Genomic DNA, 12,798 nt, shown 5'->3' with positions numbered 1-12,798 from the left:
CGACGCCCGTGGAACGCGCCGACGTGAGCAGCCGCTGGGACGCCGTCGTCGTCGGGGGCGGCGTGGCCGGACTCGTCGCGGCCCGCGAGCTGGCCCACGCGGGCCTGCGGGTCGTCGTCCTGGAGGGCCGTGACGCGCCCGGGGGCGCCGTCCGCGGGCACACCGTCGCGGGGCTGCGGCTCGACGCCGGTGCGGAGTCGTTCGCGACGCGCGGGGGTGTCGTGTCGGCGTACCTCGACGAGCTCGGGCTCACCGACCGGGTGCGACTGCCGGCCCCGCACGGCTCGTGGGTGCACCTGCCGTCCGGCGACGGGCCGCTGCCCCGCACGGGCCTGCTCGGCATCCCGTCGCAGCCGTGGAGCCGCGACGTGCGCCGCACGATCGGCCTGGTGGGGTCGCTGCGCGCCTCGCTCGACCTGGTGCTGCCCACCCGTGCGGGGGCACCCACGCTCGGCGCGCTGGTGCGGGCACGGATGGGCGCACGCGTGCTCGACCGGCTCGTGCGCCCGGTCGTGGGCGGCGTGCACGCGGCCGACCCCGACGACCTCCCGGTGGGTGCTGTCGCGCCCGGGCTTCCGGCGGCTCTCGAGGGTGCGCGGGGGTCGCTCGCGCGGGCCGTGCGGTCGCTGCGCGCGACGGCCCCGGCGGGCTCGGCGGTGCAGGGGCTCGACGGCGGGCTGCACGTCCTCGTCGGCGCCCTGGTCGCGGACGTCGAGGCGCACGGCGGGGAGGTCCGCACACGCAGCGTGGTGACCTCGGTGCGCCGGGCCTCGGCCGCCCCCGCCCGCACGACCGCACTCCCGGGAGCCACCGACGCGAGCGGCGCCGTCGACGCCTCCGACCCCGTCGCGGACGAGGCGTCGCCGCGCACGACCGACGAGGACGACCTCACGCCGGCCGGCGAGGGGACGCCCCGGACGACCGACGAGGGCGGCACCGCGGCCGCCTACGAGGTGGTCGTGGGTGAGGAGACGCTGCGCACGCCGCGGCTGGTCGTGGCCGCCCCCGTCGCGGCCGACCTGCTCGCGCCGCTGGTCGCCGAGCCCGGCTCGTTCGCACTCGACCCCGGGGCGGCGGTCACGCTCGTCACGCTGGTCGTCGACGCGAGCGCGCTCGACGCGGCCCCGCGCGGCACGGGTGTGCTCGTGGCGCGGGAGGCCCACGACGTCACGGCGAAGGCACTCACGCACGGCACCGCCAAGTGGCCGTGGCTCGCGGCCGCGGCGGGCGACGGCCGCCACGTGGTCCGGCTGTCGTACGGCCGCGCCGGCGAGGAGGACGCGGTGCCGTCGGACCGCGCGGAGCTGGTCGAGCTCGCGCGTCGGGACGCCTCCGTCCTGCTGGGTGTCCCGCTGCCCGCCTCCGCGGTCCGGGGGCACGCCGTCGTGCGCTGGACGCAGGCCCTCCCCCGCCCGAGCGCGGCGCACCAGGAGGCCGTGGCCGCGCTGCGGGCGGCGGCGTCGACGCTGCCCGGCGTCGCGGTGTGCGGCGCGTGGGTGGCGGGCAACGGGATCGCGGCGGTCGTGCCGCAGGCGAGGGACGCGGCGCGCTCGCTCGTCTGACGCGGCGACGCGGGGCCGTCGTGCGGGCGGCGCAGGACGCTGCGCGCTCGCTCGTCCGACCGGGCGACGGGACCGCGGCGGTCGTCGCGCGTGGGGCGAGTCACGGCGCGCGCCACCGCGCGGCCCCTTCGTCCGGTGACCGCCACGGACGGCGGCGGCGGACCTCACCGAGGTATGCCTCACATTTCTCCGGCATTTTTTCTGACAACCTGTCGCGACCCGCACGGAAATGTGACCGGCGGCATTTCTCGACGCGTCCGCGCCGGTATTTTCTGACAGGCTGTCAGGTCCGGGTCACAGGCCGCGCGTCCGCATTCCGGCGGACCTGCTCCCCGCTTCGACACCGGGCCGCCGGGCGATGGACACTGGGCGGCATGCCCCAGCAGGTCCGGATCGGCACGCGTGCGAGCACCCTCGCGCTCACCCAGACGGGACACGTCGCCGACGCCCTCGCCGCCCACGGCGGCCTCGCGATCGAGACCGTGCGCGTCCGCACGGACGGCGACCGGCTCACCGGCTCGCTCGCGAGCCTCGGCGGCGCGGGCGTGTTCGTCACCGCGCTGCGCGACGCGCTGCTCGACGGCCGGTGCGACGTCGCGGTCCACTCGCTCAAGGACCTCCCGACGGCCGACGCCCCGGGCCTCGTGCTCGCCGCGGTGCCGCCGCGCGAGGACCCGCGGGACGCCCTGTGCGCCCGGGACGGTCTGACGCTCGCCGACCTGCCCCGGGGTGCGCGCGTCGGCACCGGGTCGCCGCGCCGCGCCGCGCAGCTCCTCGCCGCCCGGCCCGACCTCGACGTCGTCGACATCCGCGGCAACGTCGACACGCGGCTCGGGCGCGTCGCGGGCTCGCCGACCGGCCCGGGCGACCTCGACGCGGTCGTCCTGGCGCGGGCCGGGCTCGCTCGGATCGGTCGGCTGGAAGCCGTCACCGAGCTCTTCGGTCCCGACGTCATGCTGCCCGCACCCGGTCAGGGCGCCCTCGCGGTCGAGACCCGCGCGGCCGGGCTCACGACCGACCTCGCCGGCCCCCTGCACGCCGCGCTGGCGGCGCTCGACGACCGGCCCACGCGGCTCGCGGTGCTCGCCGAGCGTGCGCTGCTCGCCCGGCTCGAGGCGGGCTGCGCGGCACCCGTCGGCACGCTCGCCACGCTCGACGCCGACGGCACGCTCACGCTCGACGCGGTCGTCGTCCGCACGGACGGCACGGCGTCGCTGCGCCGTCGGGCCCGCACCGCGCTGCCCGGCACGGCCGCGCAGGACGTGGTCGCCGCCCGCGCGCTCGGCACCGACCTCGCCGACGCGCTCCTCGCGGACGGCGCCGCCGACCTCGCCGACCTGGGCGCGTCGCGGTGAGCGCCACGGACGTGCCGTCCACGCCGCCGCTCGCGGGACGGCGCGTCCTCGTCCCGCGTCCCGCTGCGGGCGTGAGCCCGGCCGCCGTCGCGCTCGCCGCCGCCGGTGCCGAAGCGGTCGTCGTGCCGCTCGTGCAGACGGTGCCCCCGGAGGACCCGGGTGCCCTCGACGACGTCCTGCTCGCGCTCGGCGCCGGCTGGTACCGCTGGCTCGTGCTGACGAGCCAGGCCGCGGTGCCCGTGCTGGAGGAGCGGGCCGCGCGCGCGGGCCGCACGCTCGCGGGACTCGTCGCCGACGCCGGCGTGCAGGTCGCGGCGGTCGGCCCCGGCACCGCCCGCGCGCTGCGCGAGGCGGGCGTCCCGCCGTCGCTCGTCCCGCGCGGGGAGTCGACGGCGCGCGCGCTCGTCGCCGCCTGGCCCGCGGCACCCACCGCGACCCGCACGGGCGCTCCCGACGCCGCGCGCGACCCCGCGTCGACGCGCGTGCTCTTCCCCCGCGGCGACCTCGCCGCACCGACGCTCGCCGACGGGCTGCGCGCCCGTGGCTGGCAGGTGGACGACGTCGTCGCCTACCGGACGGTCCCGGCCGACCCGCCGGCGGCCGACGTGCGCGCCGCGTGGGCCGGCGGGTCGATCGACGCGGCCCTGCTCACGTCGGCGAGCACGGTGCGCGAGCTCCTGGCCCAGCTCGGCCGCCCGCCTGCCGGGACGCTGCTCGTCGCGATCGGCCCGACGACGGCCGCGGAGGCCGCACGGCTCGACCTCCCGCTCGCCGGGGTCGCCGCCGAGCAGACGATGACGGGTCTCGTCGCGGCGCTCGCCGCTGCCGTCGCCGCAGCCGAGCAGCCGCCGGCCGCCTCGACCTCGCCGGAGCCCGAGGACGCGACGCCTCCCGGCCCGGACCCCCGCACCGCCCCCGCCCCGCGGGGCACCACCTCGCACGCCGACGTCGCCCCCGAGGAGGACGCGTGACACCCCCCACCCCCCGCCCCGGCCGTATCCGCCCGCGCCGGCTGCGCGCCACGCCCGCGATGCGCCGCCTGACCAGCGAGACCCGCCTGCACCCCGCGCAGCTCGTGCTGCCGCTGTTCCTGCGCGAGGGGCTCGACGAGCCACGCCCGATCGCCTCCATGCCCGGCGTCCTGCAGCACACGCGCGACTCGCTGAGGCAGGCGGTGGGCGACGCGGCCCGCGCAGGGCTCGGCGGCGTCATGCTGTTCGCCGTCCCGGAGCACCGCGACGCGGTCGGGTCCCAGGCCACCGCGCCGGACGGCATCCTCAACGTCGCGATCGCGGACGCGGTCGCGGAGGCGGGCGACGCGCTCGTCGTGCAGGCGGACCTGTGCCTGGACGAGTTCACCGACCACGGGCACTGCGGCGTGCTGACGCCCACGGGGGCCGTCGACAACGACGCGACGCTCGTGCGGTACGCGGAGATGGCGCTCGCGCAGGCCGCGGCCGGGGCGCACCTCGTCGGGCTCAGCGGCATGATGGACGGCCAGGTCGGCGTGGTGCGCGACGCGCTCGACGACGCGGGCCACGACCAGGTCGCGGTGCTCGCGTACGCGGCGAAGTACGCGTCCGCGTTCTACGGGCCGTTCCGCGACGCGGTCGAGTCGCAGCTCGAGGGCGACCGCCGGACGTACCAGATGGACCCCGCGAACCGCCGGGAGGCGGCGCGCGAGGTCGCGCTCGACATCGCGGAGGGCGCGGACGTCGTCATGGTCAAGCCGGCACTGGCGTACCTCGACGTGCTCGCGGACGTCGCGGCCATGTCGACGGTTCCGGTCAGCGCCTACCAGGTGTCGGGCGAATACGCGATGATCGAGGCCGCCGCCGCGCACGGATGGATCGAGCGCGAACGGGCGATCCTGGAGTCCGTGCTCAGCATCCGGCGTGCCGGTGCCGATCACGTGCTCACGTACTTCGCGACGGAGCTGGCCGGGTGGCTGGCGGAGGAGAACTGATGAGCCGGTACGGCAGCGGTGAGGCGCCGACCGTGGGTGGCCGCACGAGCGCGGAGGCCTTCGCGCGCGCACAGGCGGTGATCCCCGGGGGCGTGAACTCGCCCGTGCGGGCCTTCGGCGCGGTCGGCGGCACGCCGCCGTTCGTCGCGTCCGGCAGCGGCCCGTACCTCACGGACGTCGACGGCCGCGAGTACGTGGACCTCGTCGGCTCGTGGGGCCCGGCGCTGCTGGGCCACGCGCACCCGCAGGTCGTCGAGGCCGTGCAGGCGGCCGCCGCCCGGGGTCTGGGCTTCGGCGCCCCGACGGTCGCGGAGGTCGAGCTCGTCGACGAGATCCGCTCGCGCGTGCCGGCCGCCGAGATGGTGCGCCTGGTCTCGACGGGCACCGAGGCGACGATGACGGCGCTGCGCCTCGCGCGCGCCCACACCGGCCGGGACCTGGTCGTGAAGTTCGCGGGCTGCTACCACGGCCATGTCGACGCGCTGCTCGCGTCCGCGGGCTCGGGCGTCGCGACGCTCGCGCTGCCCGACTCGGCCGGCGTCTCGGCGGCGGTCGCGGCGGAGACGATCGTCGTGCCCTACAACGACGTCGAGGCGCTCGAGCAGGTGTTCGCGACGCACGGCGAGCGCATCGCTGCGGTCATCACCGAGGCCGCGCCCGCGAACATGGGCGTCGTCCCGCCGGGGCCGGGCTTCAACGCCGAGCTGCGCCGCCTGACGGTCGAGCACGGCGCGCTGCTCATCCAGGACGAGGTGCTCACGGGCTTCCGGGTCGGCTACTCCGGCTGGTGGGGGCTCGAGGGCCTGCGCGAGGGCTGGGCTGCGGACCTGTACACGTTCGGCAAGGTCATCGGCGGCGGCCTGCCCGTCGCCGCGGTCGGCGGGCGGCGCGACGTGATGCGCCGGCTCGCGCCGCTCGGGCCCGTCTACCAGGCCGGCACGCTGTCGGGGAACCCGGTCGCGACCGCGGCGGGCCTCGCGACGCTGCGGCTCGCGGACTCGTCCGTCTACGCGCGGATCGACCAGGCCGCGGGCGTGCTGCGCACCGAGCTGTCGCGCGCGCTCGCCACCGAGGGTGTGCCGCACAGCGTCCAGTGGGCAGGGAGCCTGTTCAGCGCGATGTTCGGGCCGGCGGCCGCCGACGAGGGCGTCCGTGACTACGCGGCCGTCCAGGCGACGGAGTCGTGGCGGTACGCCGCGCTGCACCGCTCGCTGCTGGAGGCCGGGGTCTACGCGCCGCCGTCGCCTTTCGAGGCGTGGTTCGTCTCGGCCGCGCACGACGACGCCGCGCTCGACCGCGTGCTGCAGGCGTTCCCGGACGCCGCCCGCGCGGCCGCCGCGGCGACGCCCCCCGCCTGACGCCCGGCGCAGCCGCACCCGGACGCCCGGCGCAGCCGCACCCGGACGCCTGGCGCAGCCACACCCGAACCCCCGGCGCAGCCGCAGCCTGAACGCCCGGCCCAGCACGAACGCCCGGCCCCGGCGACCGCGAGGTCGACCGGGGCCGGGCGTTCGTCGAGCCGGGCGCGTCAGTACGTGAAGGCCGCGACCCGCCCGCGCAGGTCGGCGGACATCCGGGCGAGCTCGTCGACGGACGTGCCGACCTGCGACAGCACCTGCGAGCTCGTCGCCGCCGACGTGGCGACACCGGTGATGTTCGCGGCGATCTCGCCGGAGCCGGTCGCGGCGTCGGTCACGCCGCGCGACATCTCGTTGGTCGTGGCCGTCTGCTCCTCGATCGCCGACGCGATCGTCAGCTGGTAGTCGTTGATCGCGTCGATGATCGTGCCGATCTCGCCGATGGCCTCGACCGCGCCGGACGTGTCGGCCTGGATCGCCTCGACGCGCCGCGCGATGTCCTCGGTCGCCTTGGCGGTCTCGGACGCGAGCTCCTTGACCTCGCCGGCGACGACGGCGAAGCCCTTGCCGGCCTCGCCCGCGCGGGCTGCCTCGATGGTCGCGTTGAGCGCGAGCAGGTTCGTCTGCTCGGCGATCGACGTGATGACCTTGACGACGTTGCCGATCTCCTGGCTGGACGAGCCGAGGCGGGCGACCCGGTCGTTGGTGACGGCGGCCATCTCGGTGGCGCGGTGGGCGACCTTCGCGGCCTCGGACGCGCTGAGCGCGATCTCCTTGATGGACGCGCCCATCTGCTCGGACCCGGCGGCGACGGACTGCACGTTGCGGGACACCTGCTCGGCGGCGCTGGCGACGACGTTGGCCTGCGCGCTGGTCTCCTCCTGCGCGGCGCTGACCTGCTGCGAGGCGGCGGCGAGCTCCTCCGCCGCGGCGGCGACGGTCTCGGCCGTCTGGACGACGCCGGAGAGGGTCGCGCGCACCGACTCCTGGGCGACGCCGAGGGCGAGCGCCATCTGGCCGATCTCGTCGCCGGACCGGACGGGCACCGTGACGGTGAAGTCGCCGCCCGCCATGGCCTGCAGGGCGCCGCGGACCTCGACCGCGGAGCGGCGGATCGAGCGCACGACGACCCAGGTCAGGACGGTCGCGAGGGCGATCGCGGCGACGAGGCTGCCGACGAGCACGAGGACGGCCCGGGCGGCGCGGGCCTGGGACTGCTCGCTCAGGTCCGTGATGAACGCGGTGATCTCCTCGGCGACGGTGTCGAGGTCGGCCACGTAGGCCTCGATCGCGGGCTGGGCGACGGTGTCGCGCACGCGCGCGTACTCGTGCAGGTCCGCCTGCATGGCCGACGGCACGAGCTGCCCGTCGCGGATCGCGAGGAACTCGTCGTAGCGGACGAGGAAGTCCTGCCAGGACTCGGCGGTGCCCGCCTCGGTCGCGGTGAAGGCCTCGATCTGGCCGTTGAGCTCGGCGTCGTTCTCGACGAGCGCCTTGCGCCACGTCTGCTTGTCGGTGGCCTCGTCGGAGGCGGCGATCTGGGCCACGATCATGCGGCCCTTGAGCTGGTTCTGGTGCACGAGCGAGCGGACGTCGCCGATCTTCTCCTGGACCCCGGCGACGGTCTCCATGTCGGCCCGGGCCTGCTCCAGCGAGATGACGGCGTAGGTCGAGGAGCCCATGACCACGACGCCGGCGACCGCGAGCGTCGCGAGGATCTTGGTCTGGATGCCGCGGTCGCGGAACCAGTGGGTACGGCGCGGCGGCGCGGAGGAGGTGGTGCTCATGGGTCGGCCTCTCGCTCGGGTCACCCGGAGGGGTCGCCCGTCGGGCCGCAGGCCCCGTGGTGCGCCCCCCGCCCGGGGACGGCGCCGGAGGGTCGGCGCCATCGCCCCTCCATTCGGACGCATGGACCGTGCGTTGAGGCGTCGCGGGGGTCAGATCCGCGGGATCACGCGTCGCGCGAGCCGCGTCACCCGGTCGCGGAGGTGCTCGCCCGGGGCACCCGACTCGCGTCCCCGGGGTGCGTCGGCCCGCACCGACGTGCGAGCGTGGAGCTCGGCGTCCGACGCGGCGCCCGGGTGGTCGCCCGCGCGGCACCTCACGATCCCCCTCGCCCCGTCGATACGGACGCATGTACCCCGCCCCCCTCGCAGGAGCCTCGCCATGCCCCGTCCCGGTCCGGTCCCGGCCGCCCGTCGCGCGTTCACGTCCGCCCTGGCGGTGGCCGCCGCGTTCGTGACCGCCCTGTCGGTCGCCGTGCCGCTGCCGGCGGCCGCGACGACCGCACCGGACCGCGTGCTCGCGGGTGGCTCGCTCGTCGCGGGCACGGCGCTGCAGGCCGCCGGCAGCGAGCACCGGCTCGCCGTCGGCGCGGACGGCGACGTCACGCTGCGGCTCGCGGACCGCGTGCTGTGGCACACGGGCACCACCGGCCACCCGGGCGCGCGCCTGGTCCAGCGGGACGACGGTGCCCTCGAGGTCCGCTCCCGCACGGACGCCCTGCTGTGGACGACCGGCGCGACCTCGCCCGGCGCGCGCACGGTCGTCAAGCCCGACGGGGTCGTCTACACGATCAGCACCGGCGGCTCGGTGGTGTGGAAGAGCGCGGCCGGCCCCGGCGCGTCGCTGCGGACCACGGGCACCGACCGGCTCCTGCCCGGTGCCCTCCTGCTCCCCCGGGAGTCGGTGACCAGCCCCGACGGGAGCGCACGGCTGACGATGGGCGCGGACGGCGTGCTGAGCCTGACGGACGGCGGCGTCGTGACGTGGCGGAGCCCTGCGGCCCGCGCCGGTGCCCACGCGGTCGTGGCGCCGACCGGCGACCTCCAGGTGGTCGCGGCCGACGGGACGCCGCTGTGGTCGGCGGGCACCGCGTCGCCCGGGGCCCGGCTCGTCGTCAAGGACCACGGACGCGCGTACCTGGTCGCGGCCACGCACGAGTCGGTCTGGTCGAGCCCCGCGGCACCCGTGGAGCGCGTCCCGACGGTCGTCACGCTCCCCCTGCCCGAGCCGCTGCCCGAGCCGTCGCCCGTGACGTCGAGCCCGCTCGGCGGCACGCGAGCCGGCACGACGACGTCCGGCACGACGCTCGACGGCCCTGTCCCGGGCACGGTGCTGTCCGCCGCGCCGCAGTACGCCGACCCGTCGTCGCCCGCCGCGCGTGCGGCCCGGGAGGCGCAGGCGCAGGGCCGGGACTCCGCGGCCGCGCTGCTGAACAGGGTCGCGGCGCAGGGCTCGGCGCGCTGGCTGGGTCCGCAGGACGCGACCGCGACCGTGGGGGCGTCCGTGCGGACGTACACCCGGGCCGCGGCGGCCGCGGGGCGCACACCCGTCCTCGTGACGTACGCGATCCCGGACCGCGACTGCGGCGGCCACTCCGCGGGCGGCTTCACGACCGCGGCGGAGTACCGCGCGTGGGTCGACGCCGTGGCCGCAGGCCTGGTCGGCACGCGCACGGTGGTCGTGGTCGAGCCGGACGCGCTGCTGCACCTGGACCGCTGCGGCGACCGGGACGCCCGCCTGGCGACGCTCGCGCACGCGGTCACGGTCCTGACCCGCGCCGGGGCCGAGGTGTACCTCGACGCGGCGAGCAGCAACAGCTTCGGCTGGGGCACCGCGGCCCTGCGGGAGATGGCGCTGCGGCTGCGCGCGGCGGGCGTCGACCAGGCGGCCGGTTTCGCGGTCAACACGTCGAACTTCCAGCGCTCCGAGCACGAGGTCGCCTACGGCCGGTACCTGTCGGCACTCCTCGGCGGCACGTCGTTCGTCGTCGACACCTCGCGCAACGGCAACGGTGCGCTCGCCGCCCCGGGCGGCACGGTCTGGTGCAACCCCGCCGGGCGCGCGCTCGGGAGCCCGCCGCGCGCGACGCTCGACGGACCGCACGTGGCGGACCTGTGGGTCAAGACGCCCGGGCTGAGCGACGGGACGTGCGGGGGCGGCCCCCCGGCGGGGCAGCTGTGGGAGGAGTACCTGCTGGGACTGGCCGCGGCCGCGTCCTGGTGACGCGCTCCGCCTCTGGCGGCCGCGGTCACGCCCAGCCGGTCGGGTCGGTCTCGGACGGCGGGACCGGACGCGGGAACGGGACGCTCGGGGTCGGGCGCCAGGTCGCGGCGTGCGGCCGCCAGGCGGTGCGGCGCTCGTCGTCCACGGAGACCTCGTCGGCGTGCGGCCAGAGGCTGTGGGACGGGCCGCGCTCGTGCGCGTGCGGGGCGGTGCCGTGCCGGCTGGCCTCGTGCCCGAGGGCCGCGAAGGGGTCGGCCCGGACGGTGCCGGTGGTGCTCGGCGGCTCGGTGCGCGCGTTCCAGACGCCGGCCTGCGGCCGGTAGGTGGTGGCCGCCCACGCCGCCGCGTGGTCGCGGTGGCCGGTCACGTCGCGCATGGGTGTCGCCCTCTCCTCGGTGCGCTGAGCAGTATCCCCGAGGCCGGAGGTCAATGCGACATATCGGACGACTGGCGAGACGCCGCGTGCGCGGTCGCGAGACCGGCGTCGGGCGGCGTCGGGCGCCGCGACCTCGGACGCACCGGACCCCCGCCACCAGCGGCGACGGGGGTCCGGTGCGCGCGGTCGTACCGCGACGGCGCGTCAGGCGGGCGTCGCGGCGACGGCGGTCGCCTCGGTCCCGGTGGACTCGACCTTCTCGGCACGGGCGGCCGCCTGGTCGGCGCGGTACGCCCGCACCGACCACACGACGGCGGCGGCCCAGACGACGGCGATGGCGGCCAGCGTGAGGCCCTCGGTGGGCGTGTTCTTCAGGCCGACCCAGTCGCTGCGGATCAGGGTGCGCACGTTGGTGAGGACGATGACGCCGCCGACGGCGGACCCGAGGATGCGCGGCGGGATGTGCCGGACGAGCCACGCGGCGATCGGGGCGGCGACGAGGCCGCCGAGGAGCAGCGCGAGCACCCAGGCGAAGTTGACGCCCTGCGAGCCGATCGCGAACAGGAAGCCGAGGCTCGCGGCGAGCGCGACGAGGAACTCGGAGGTGTCGATCGAGCCGATGACCTTGCGCGGCTCGAGGCGCCCGCTCGCGAGCAGCGCCGGGGTGCCGACGGGGCCCCAGCCGCCGCCACCGGTCGCGTCGACGAACCCGGCGACCAGGCCGAGCGGGGTGAGGAACCGCTTGCGCAGCGGCAGGTGCTGGCGGTCGGTGCGCAGCCCGAAGAGCGTGAAGCGCACGAGCAGGTACGCACCGAGCGCGAGCAGGACGAGCGACATCACGGGCGTGGCGGCCTCGGTCGACAGGTTCGACAGGACCGTGGCGCCGAGGAACGCTCCGACGGCGCCCGGGACGCCGACCTTGAGGACGACCTTCCAGTCGACGTTGCCGAACTTCCAGTGCGAGACGCCGGACGCGAGCGTCGTCCCGATCTCGGCGAGGTGGACCGTCGCGGAGGCCGCCGCGGGGTTGGTGCCGATCGCGAGCAGCAGCGTCGAGGACGTGACCCCGTACGCCATGCCGAGGCTGCCGTCGACGAGCTGCGCGGCGAGGCCGACGAGGGCCATGAGGATGAGGGCGGGCACGGGACCACCTCGTGTGGGTGCGGACGGGACGTGGTTTCGCCGATAATTCCGACCGCCTTGGTCGCCTTACAAGCACCATCCGCATGGTGGACGCCGCTGCCCGCCATGCGGTCACCCGCGCTGACCGCGCATCAGGGGTTGTCCCAGGCCCCCACGGTCTCCGACAGGGCCTTCACCTGGGGCGGGAGGTCGCCCGCGACGAGGTGCGCGAGCGTCACGACGTCGAGCACCTGCCGCACGTTCGTGCGCAGCGCGACCCACACGTCGAGCAGCGCCGCGGCGGACCCCTCGTAGGTCAGGCTCGGCGGGCGCTCGTCGCGCACCGTGACGAGCGGACCGTCGACGGCCCGGATCACCTCGGCGAGCGTGACGTCCCCCGCCGGCCGCGCGAGCCGGTAGCCGCCCGACCGCCCCCGCACCGACGCGACGATCCCTGCGCGCCGCAGGTCGCCGAGGATCCGCTCGAGGAAGCTCACCGGGATGTCCTGCCCGGCGGCCAGCACCTCGGACGGCACGGGGTCGCCGTGCGGGCTGGCCGCCAGCTCCGCGCACGCCCGCACCGCATAGTCCGCCTTCGCCGAGACCCGCATGGCCCGATTCTCCCCCGTCCCGGTCCCGGTCCCCGTCGATGGAATACCCCAGGGGGGTATGGTGTTCGGGTGAGCGACGGCCACACCGTCACCGGAGCGACGCAGGAGGACGACGTGCACGGCTACACCGACGCCAAGGACGACTACCTCAAGCGCCTGCGCCGCATCGAGGGGCAGGTCCGGGGCATCGCCCGCATGGTCGACGAGGACGTCTACTGCATCGACGTCCTCACCCAGATCGCCGCCGTCACCAAGGCGCTGCAGGCCGTGAGCATCGGCCTCGTCGAGGACCACCTCGGCCACTGCGTCGTCGACGCGGCACGCCAGTCCCCCGAGGACGGCGCCGCCAAGGTCCGCGAGGCGGCCGACGCGATCGCCCGGCTCGTCCGCAGCTGACCCCACCCGCCGGCCGCGGCCGGCGGACCCACCACCGAGGAGAG

11 protein-coding genes are annotated in these 12,798 nt (G+C 76.9%); 7 read left to right on the top strand and 4 right to left on the bottom strand.

All coding sequences use genetic code 11. The annotated features are described in order from the left end of the window. Window positions 1-23 precede the first annotated feature (23 nt). The 5 genes from CELF_RS01185 to hemL all read left to right on the top strand — a co-directional run bounded on the left by CELF_RS01185 (window position 24) and on the right by hemL (window position 6,241). Window positions 24-1,562: a protoporphyrinogen/coproporphyrinogen oxidase gene (locus CELF_RS01185; RefSeq protein WP_013769414.1), complete on the top strand. Its 1,539-nt coding sequence runs from the start codon at window positions 24-26 to the stop codon at window positions 1,560-1,562. A gap of 374 nt (window positions 1,563-1,936) precedes the next feature. After that, window positions 1,937-2,917 (top strand): hydroxymethylbilane synthase, encoded by a 981-nt coding sequence (hemC, locus tag CELF_RS01180; protein WP_013769413.1) that lies wholly within the window; start codon window positions 1,937-1,939, stop codon window positions 2,915-2,917. Next, a complete protein-coding gene (locus CELF_RS01175) occupies window positions 2,914-3,888 on the top strand; it encodes a uroporphyrinogen-III synthase (RefSeq protein ID WP_049791411.1) in 975 nt (324 codons plus the stop codon). The genes hemC and CELF_RS01175 overlap by 4 nt, the downstream gene beginning before the upstream one ends. Further along, a complete protein-coding gene (gene hemB / locus CELF_RS01170) occupies window positions 3,885-4,883 on the top strand; it encodes a porphobilinogen synthase (RefSeq protein WP_013769412.1) in 999 nt (332 codons plus the stop codon). The genes CELF_RS01175 and hemB overlap by 4 nt, the downstream gene beginning before the upstream one ends. Continuing rightward, window positions 4,883-6,241: a glutamate-1-semialdehyde 2,1-aminomutase gene (gene hemL / locus CELF_RS01165; protein ID WP_013769411.1), complete on the top strand. Its 1,359-nt coding sequence runs from the start codon at window positions 4,883-4,885 to the stop codon at window positions 6,239-6,241. The genes hemB and hemL overlap by 1 nt, the downstream gene beginning before the upstream one ends. 170 nt (window positions 6,242-6,411) lie before the next feature. On the opposite strand, the gene CELF_RS01160 is transcribed toward hemL, so the two are convergent. Further along, a complete protein-coding gene (locus CELF_RS01160; RefSeq protein ID WP_013769410.1) occupies window positions 6,412-8,028 on the bottom strand; it encodes a methyl-accepting chemotaxis protein in 1,617 nt (538 codons plus the stop codon). A gap of 379 nt (window positions 8,029-8,407) precedes the next feature. Between CELF_RS01160 and CELF_RS19295 the strand changes: the two genes are divergently transcribed. After that, a complete protein-coding gene (locus CELF_RS19295; RefSeq protein WP_013769409.1) occupies window positions 8,408-10,249 on the top strand; it encodes a glycoside hydrolase family 6 protein in 1,842 nt (613 codons plus the stop codon). 25 nt (window positions 10,250-10,274) lie between these two features. Here the strand turns inward: CELF_RS19295 and CELF_RS01150 are convergent, their stop codons facing one another. From CELF_RS01150 to CELF_RS01140, 3 genes are all read right to left on the bottom strand, one after another. Further along, window positions 10,275-10,625 carry a hypothetical protein gene (locus tag CELF_RS01150; protein ID WP_013769408.1) on the bottom strand — a complete coding sequence of 117 codons (351 nt, stop codon included), beginning with the start codon at window positions 10,623-10,625 and terminating at the stop codon, window positions 10,275-10,277. 204 nt (window positions 10,626-10,829) lie between these two features. Continuing rightward, window positions 10,830-11,768, bottom strand: coding sequence for a sulfite exporter TauE/SafE family protein (locus tag CELF_RS01145; RefSeq protein WP_013769407.1), 939 nt, complete (start codon window positions 11,766-11,768; stop codon window positions 10,830-10,832). 131 nt (window positions 11,769-11,899) lie between these two features. Further along, complete coding sequence (locus CELF_RS01140; protein WP_013769406.1) at window positions 11,900-12,358, bottom strand: RrF2 family transcriptional regulator; 459 nt, start codon at window positions 12,356-12,358, stop codon at window positions 11,900-11,902. Window positions 12,359-12,427: 69 nt separating this feature from the next. Here CELF_RS01140 and CELF_RS01135 point away from each other — a divergent pair, with 69 nt between their 5' ends. Then, window positions 12,428-12,754 carry a metal-sensitive transcriptional regulator gene (locus CELF_RS01135; RefSeq protein ID WP_013769405.1) on the top strand — a complete coding sequence of 109 codons (327 nt, stop codon included), beginning with the start codon at window positions 12,428-12,430 and terminating at the stop codon, window positions 12,752-12,754. Window positions 12,755-12,798: the final 44 nt, after the last annotated feature.

The sequence above is a fragment of the Cellulomonas fimi ATCC 484 genome, from assembly GCF_000212695.1.
Classification (GTDB): domain Bacteria; phylum Actinomycetota; class Actinomycetes; order Actinomycetales; family Cellulomonadaceae; genus Cellulomonas; species Cellulomonas fimi.
The sequence above is the reverse complement of the archived record's forward strand: the minus strand, read 5'-3'. Positions and strand labels throughout refer to the sequence as shown.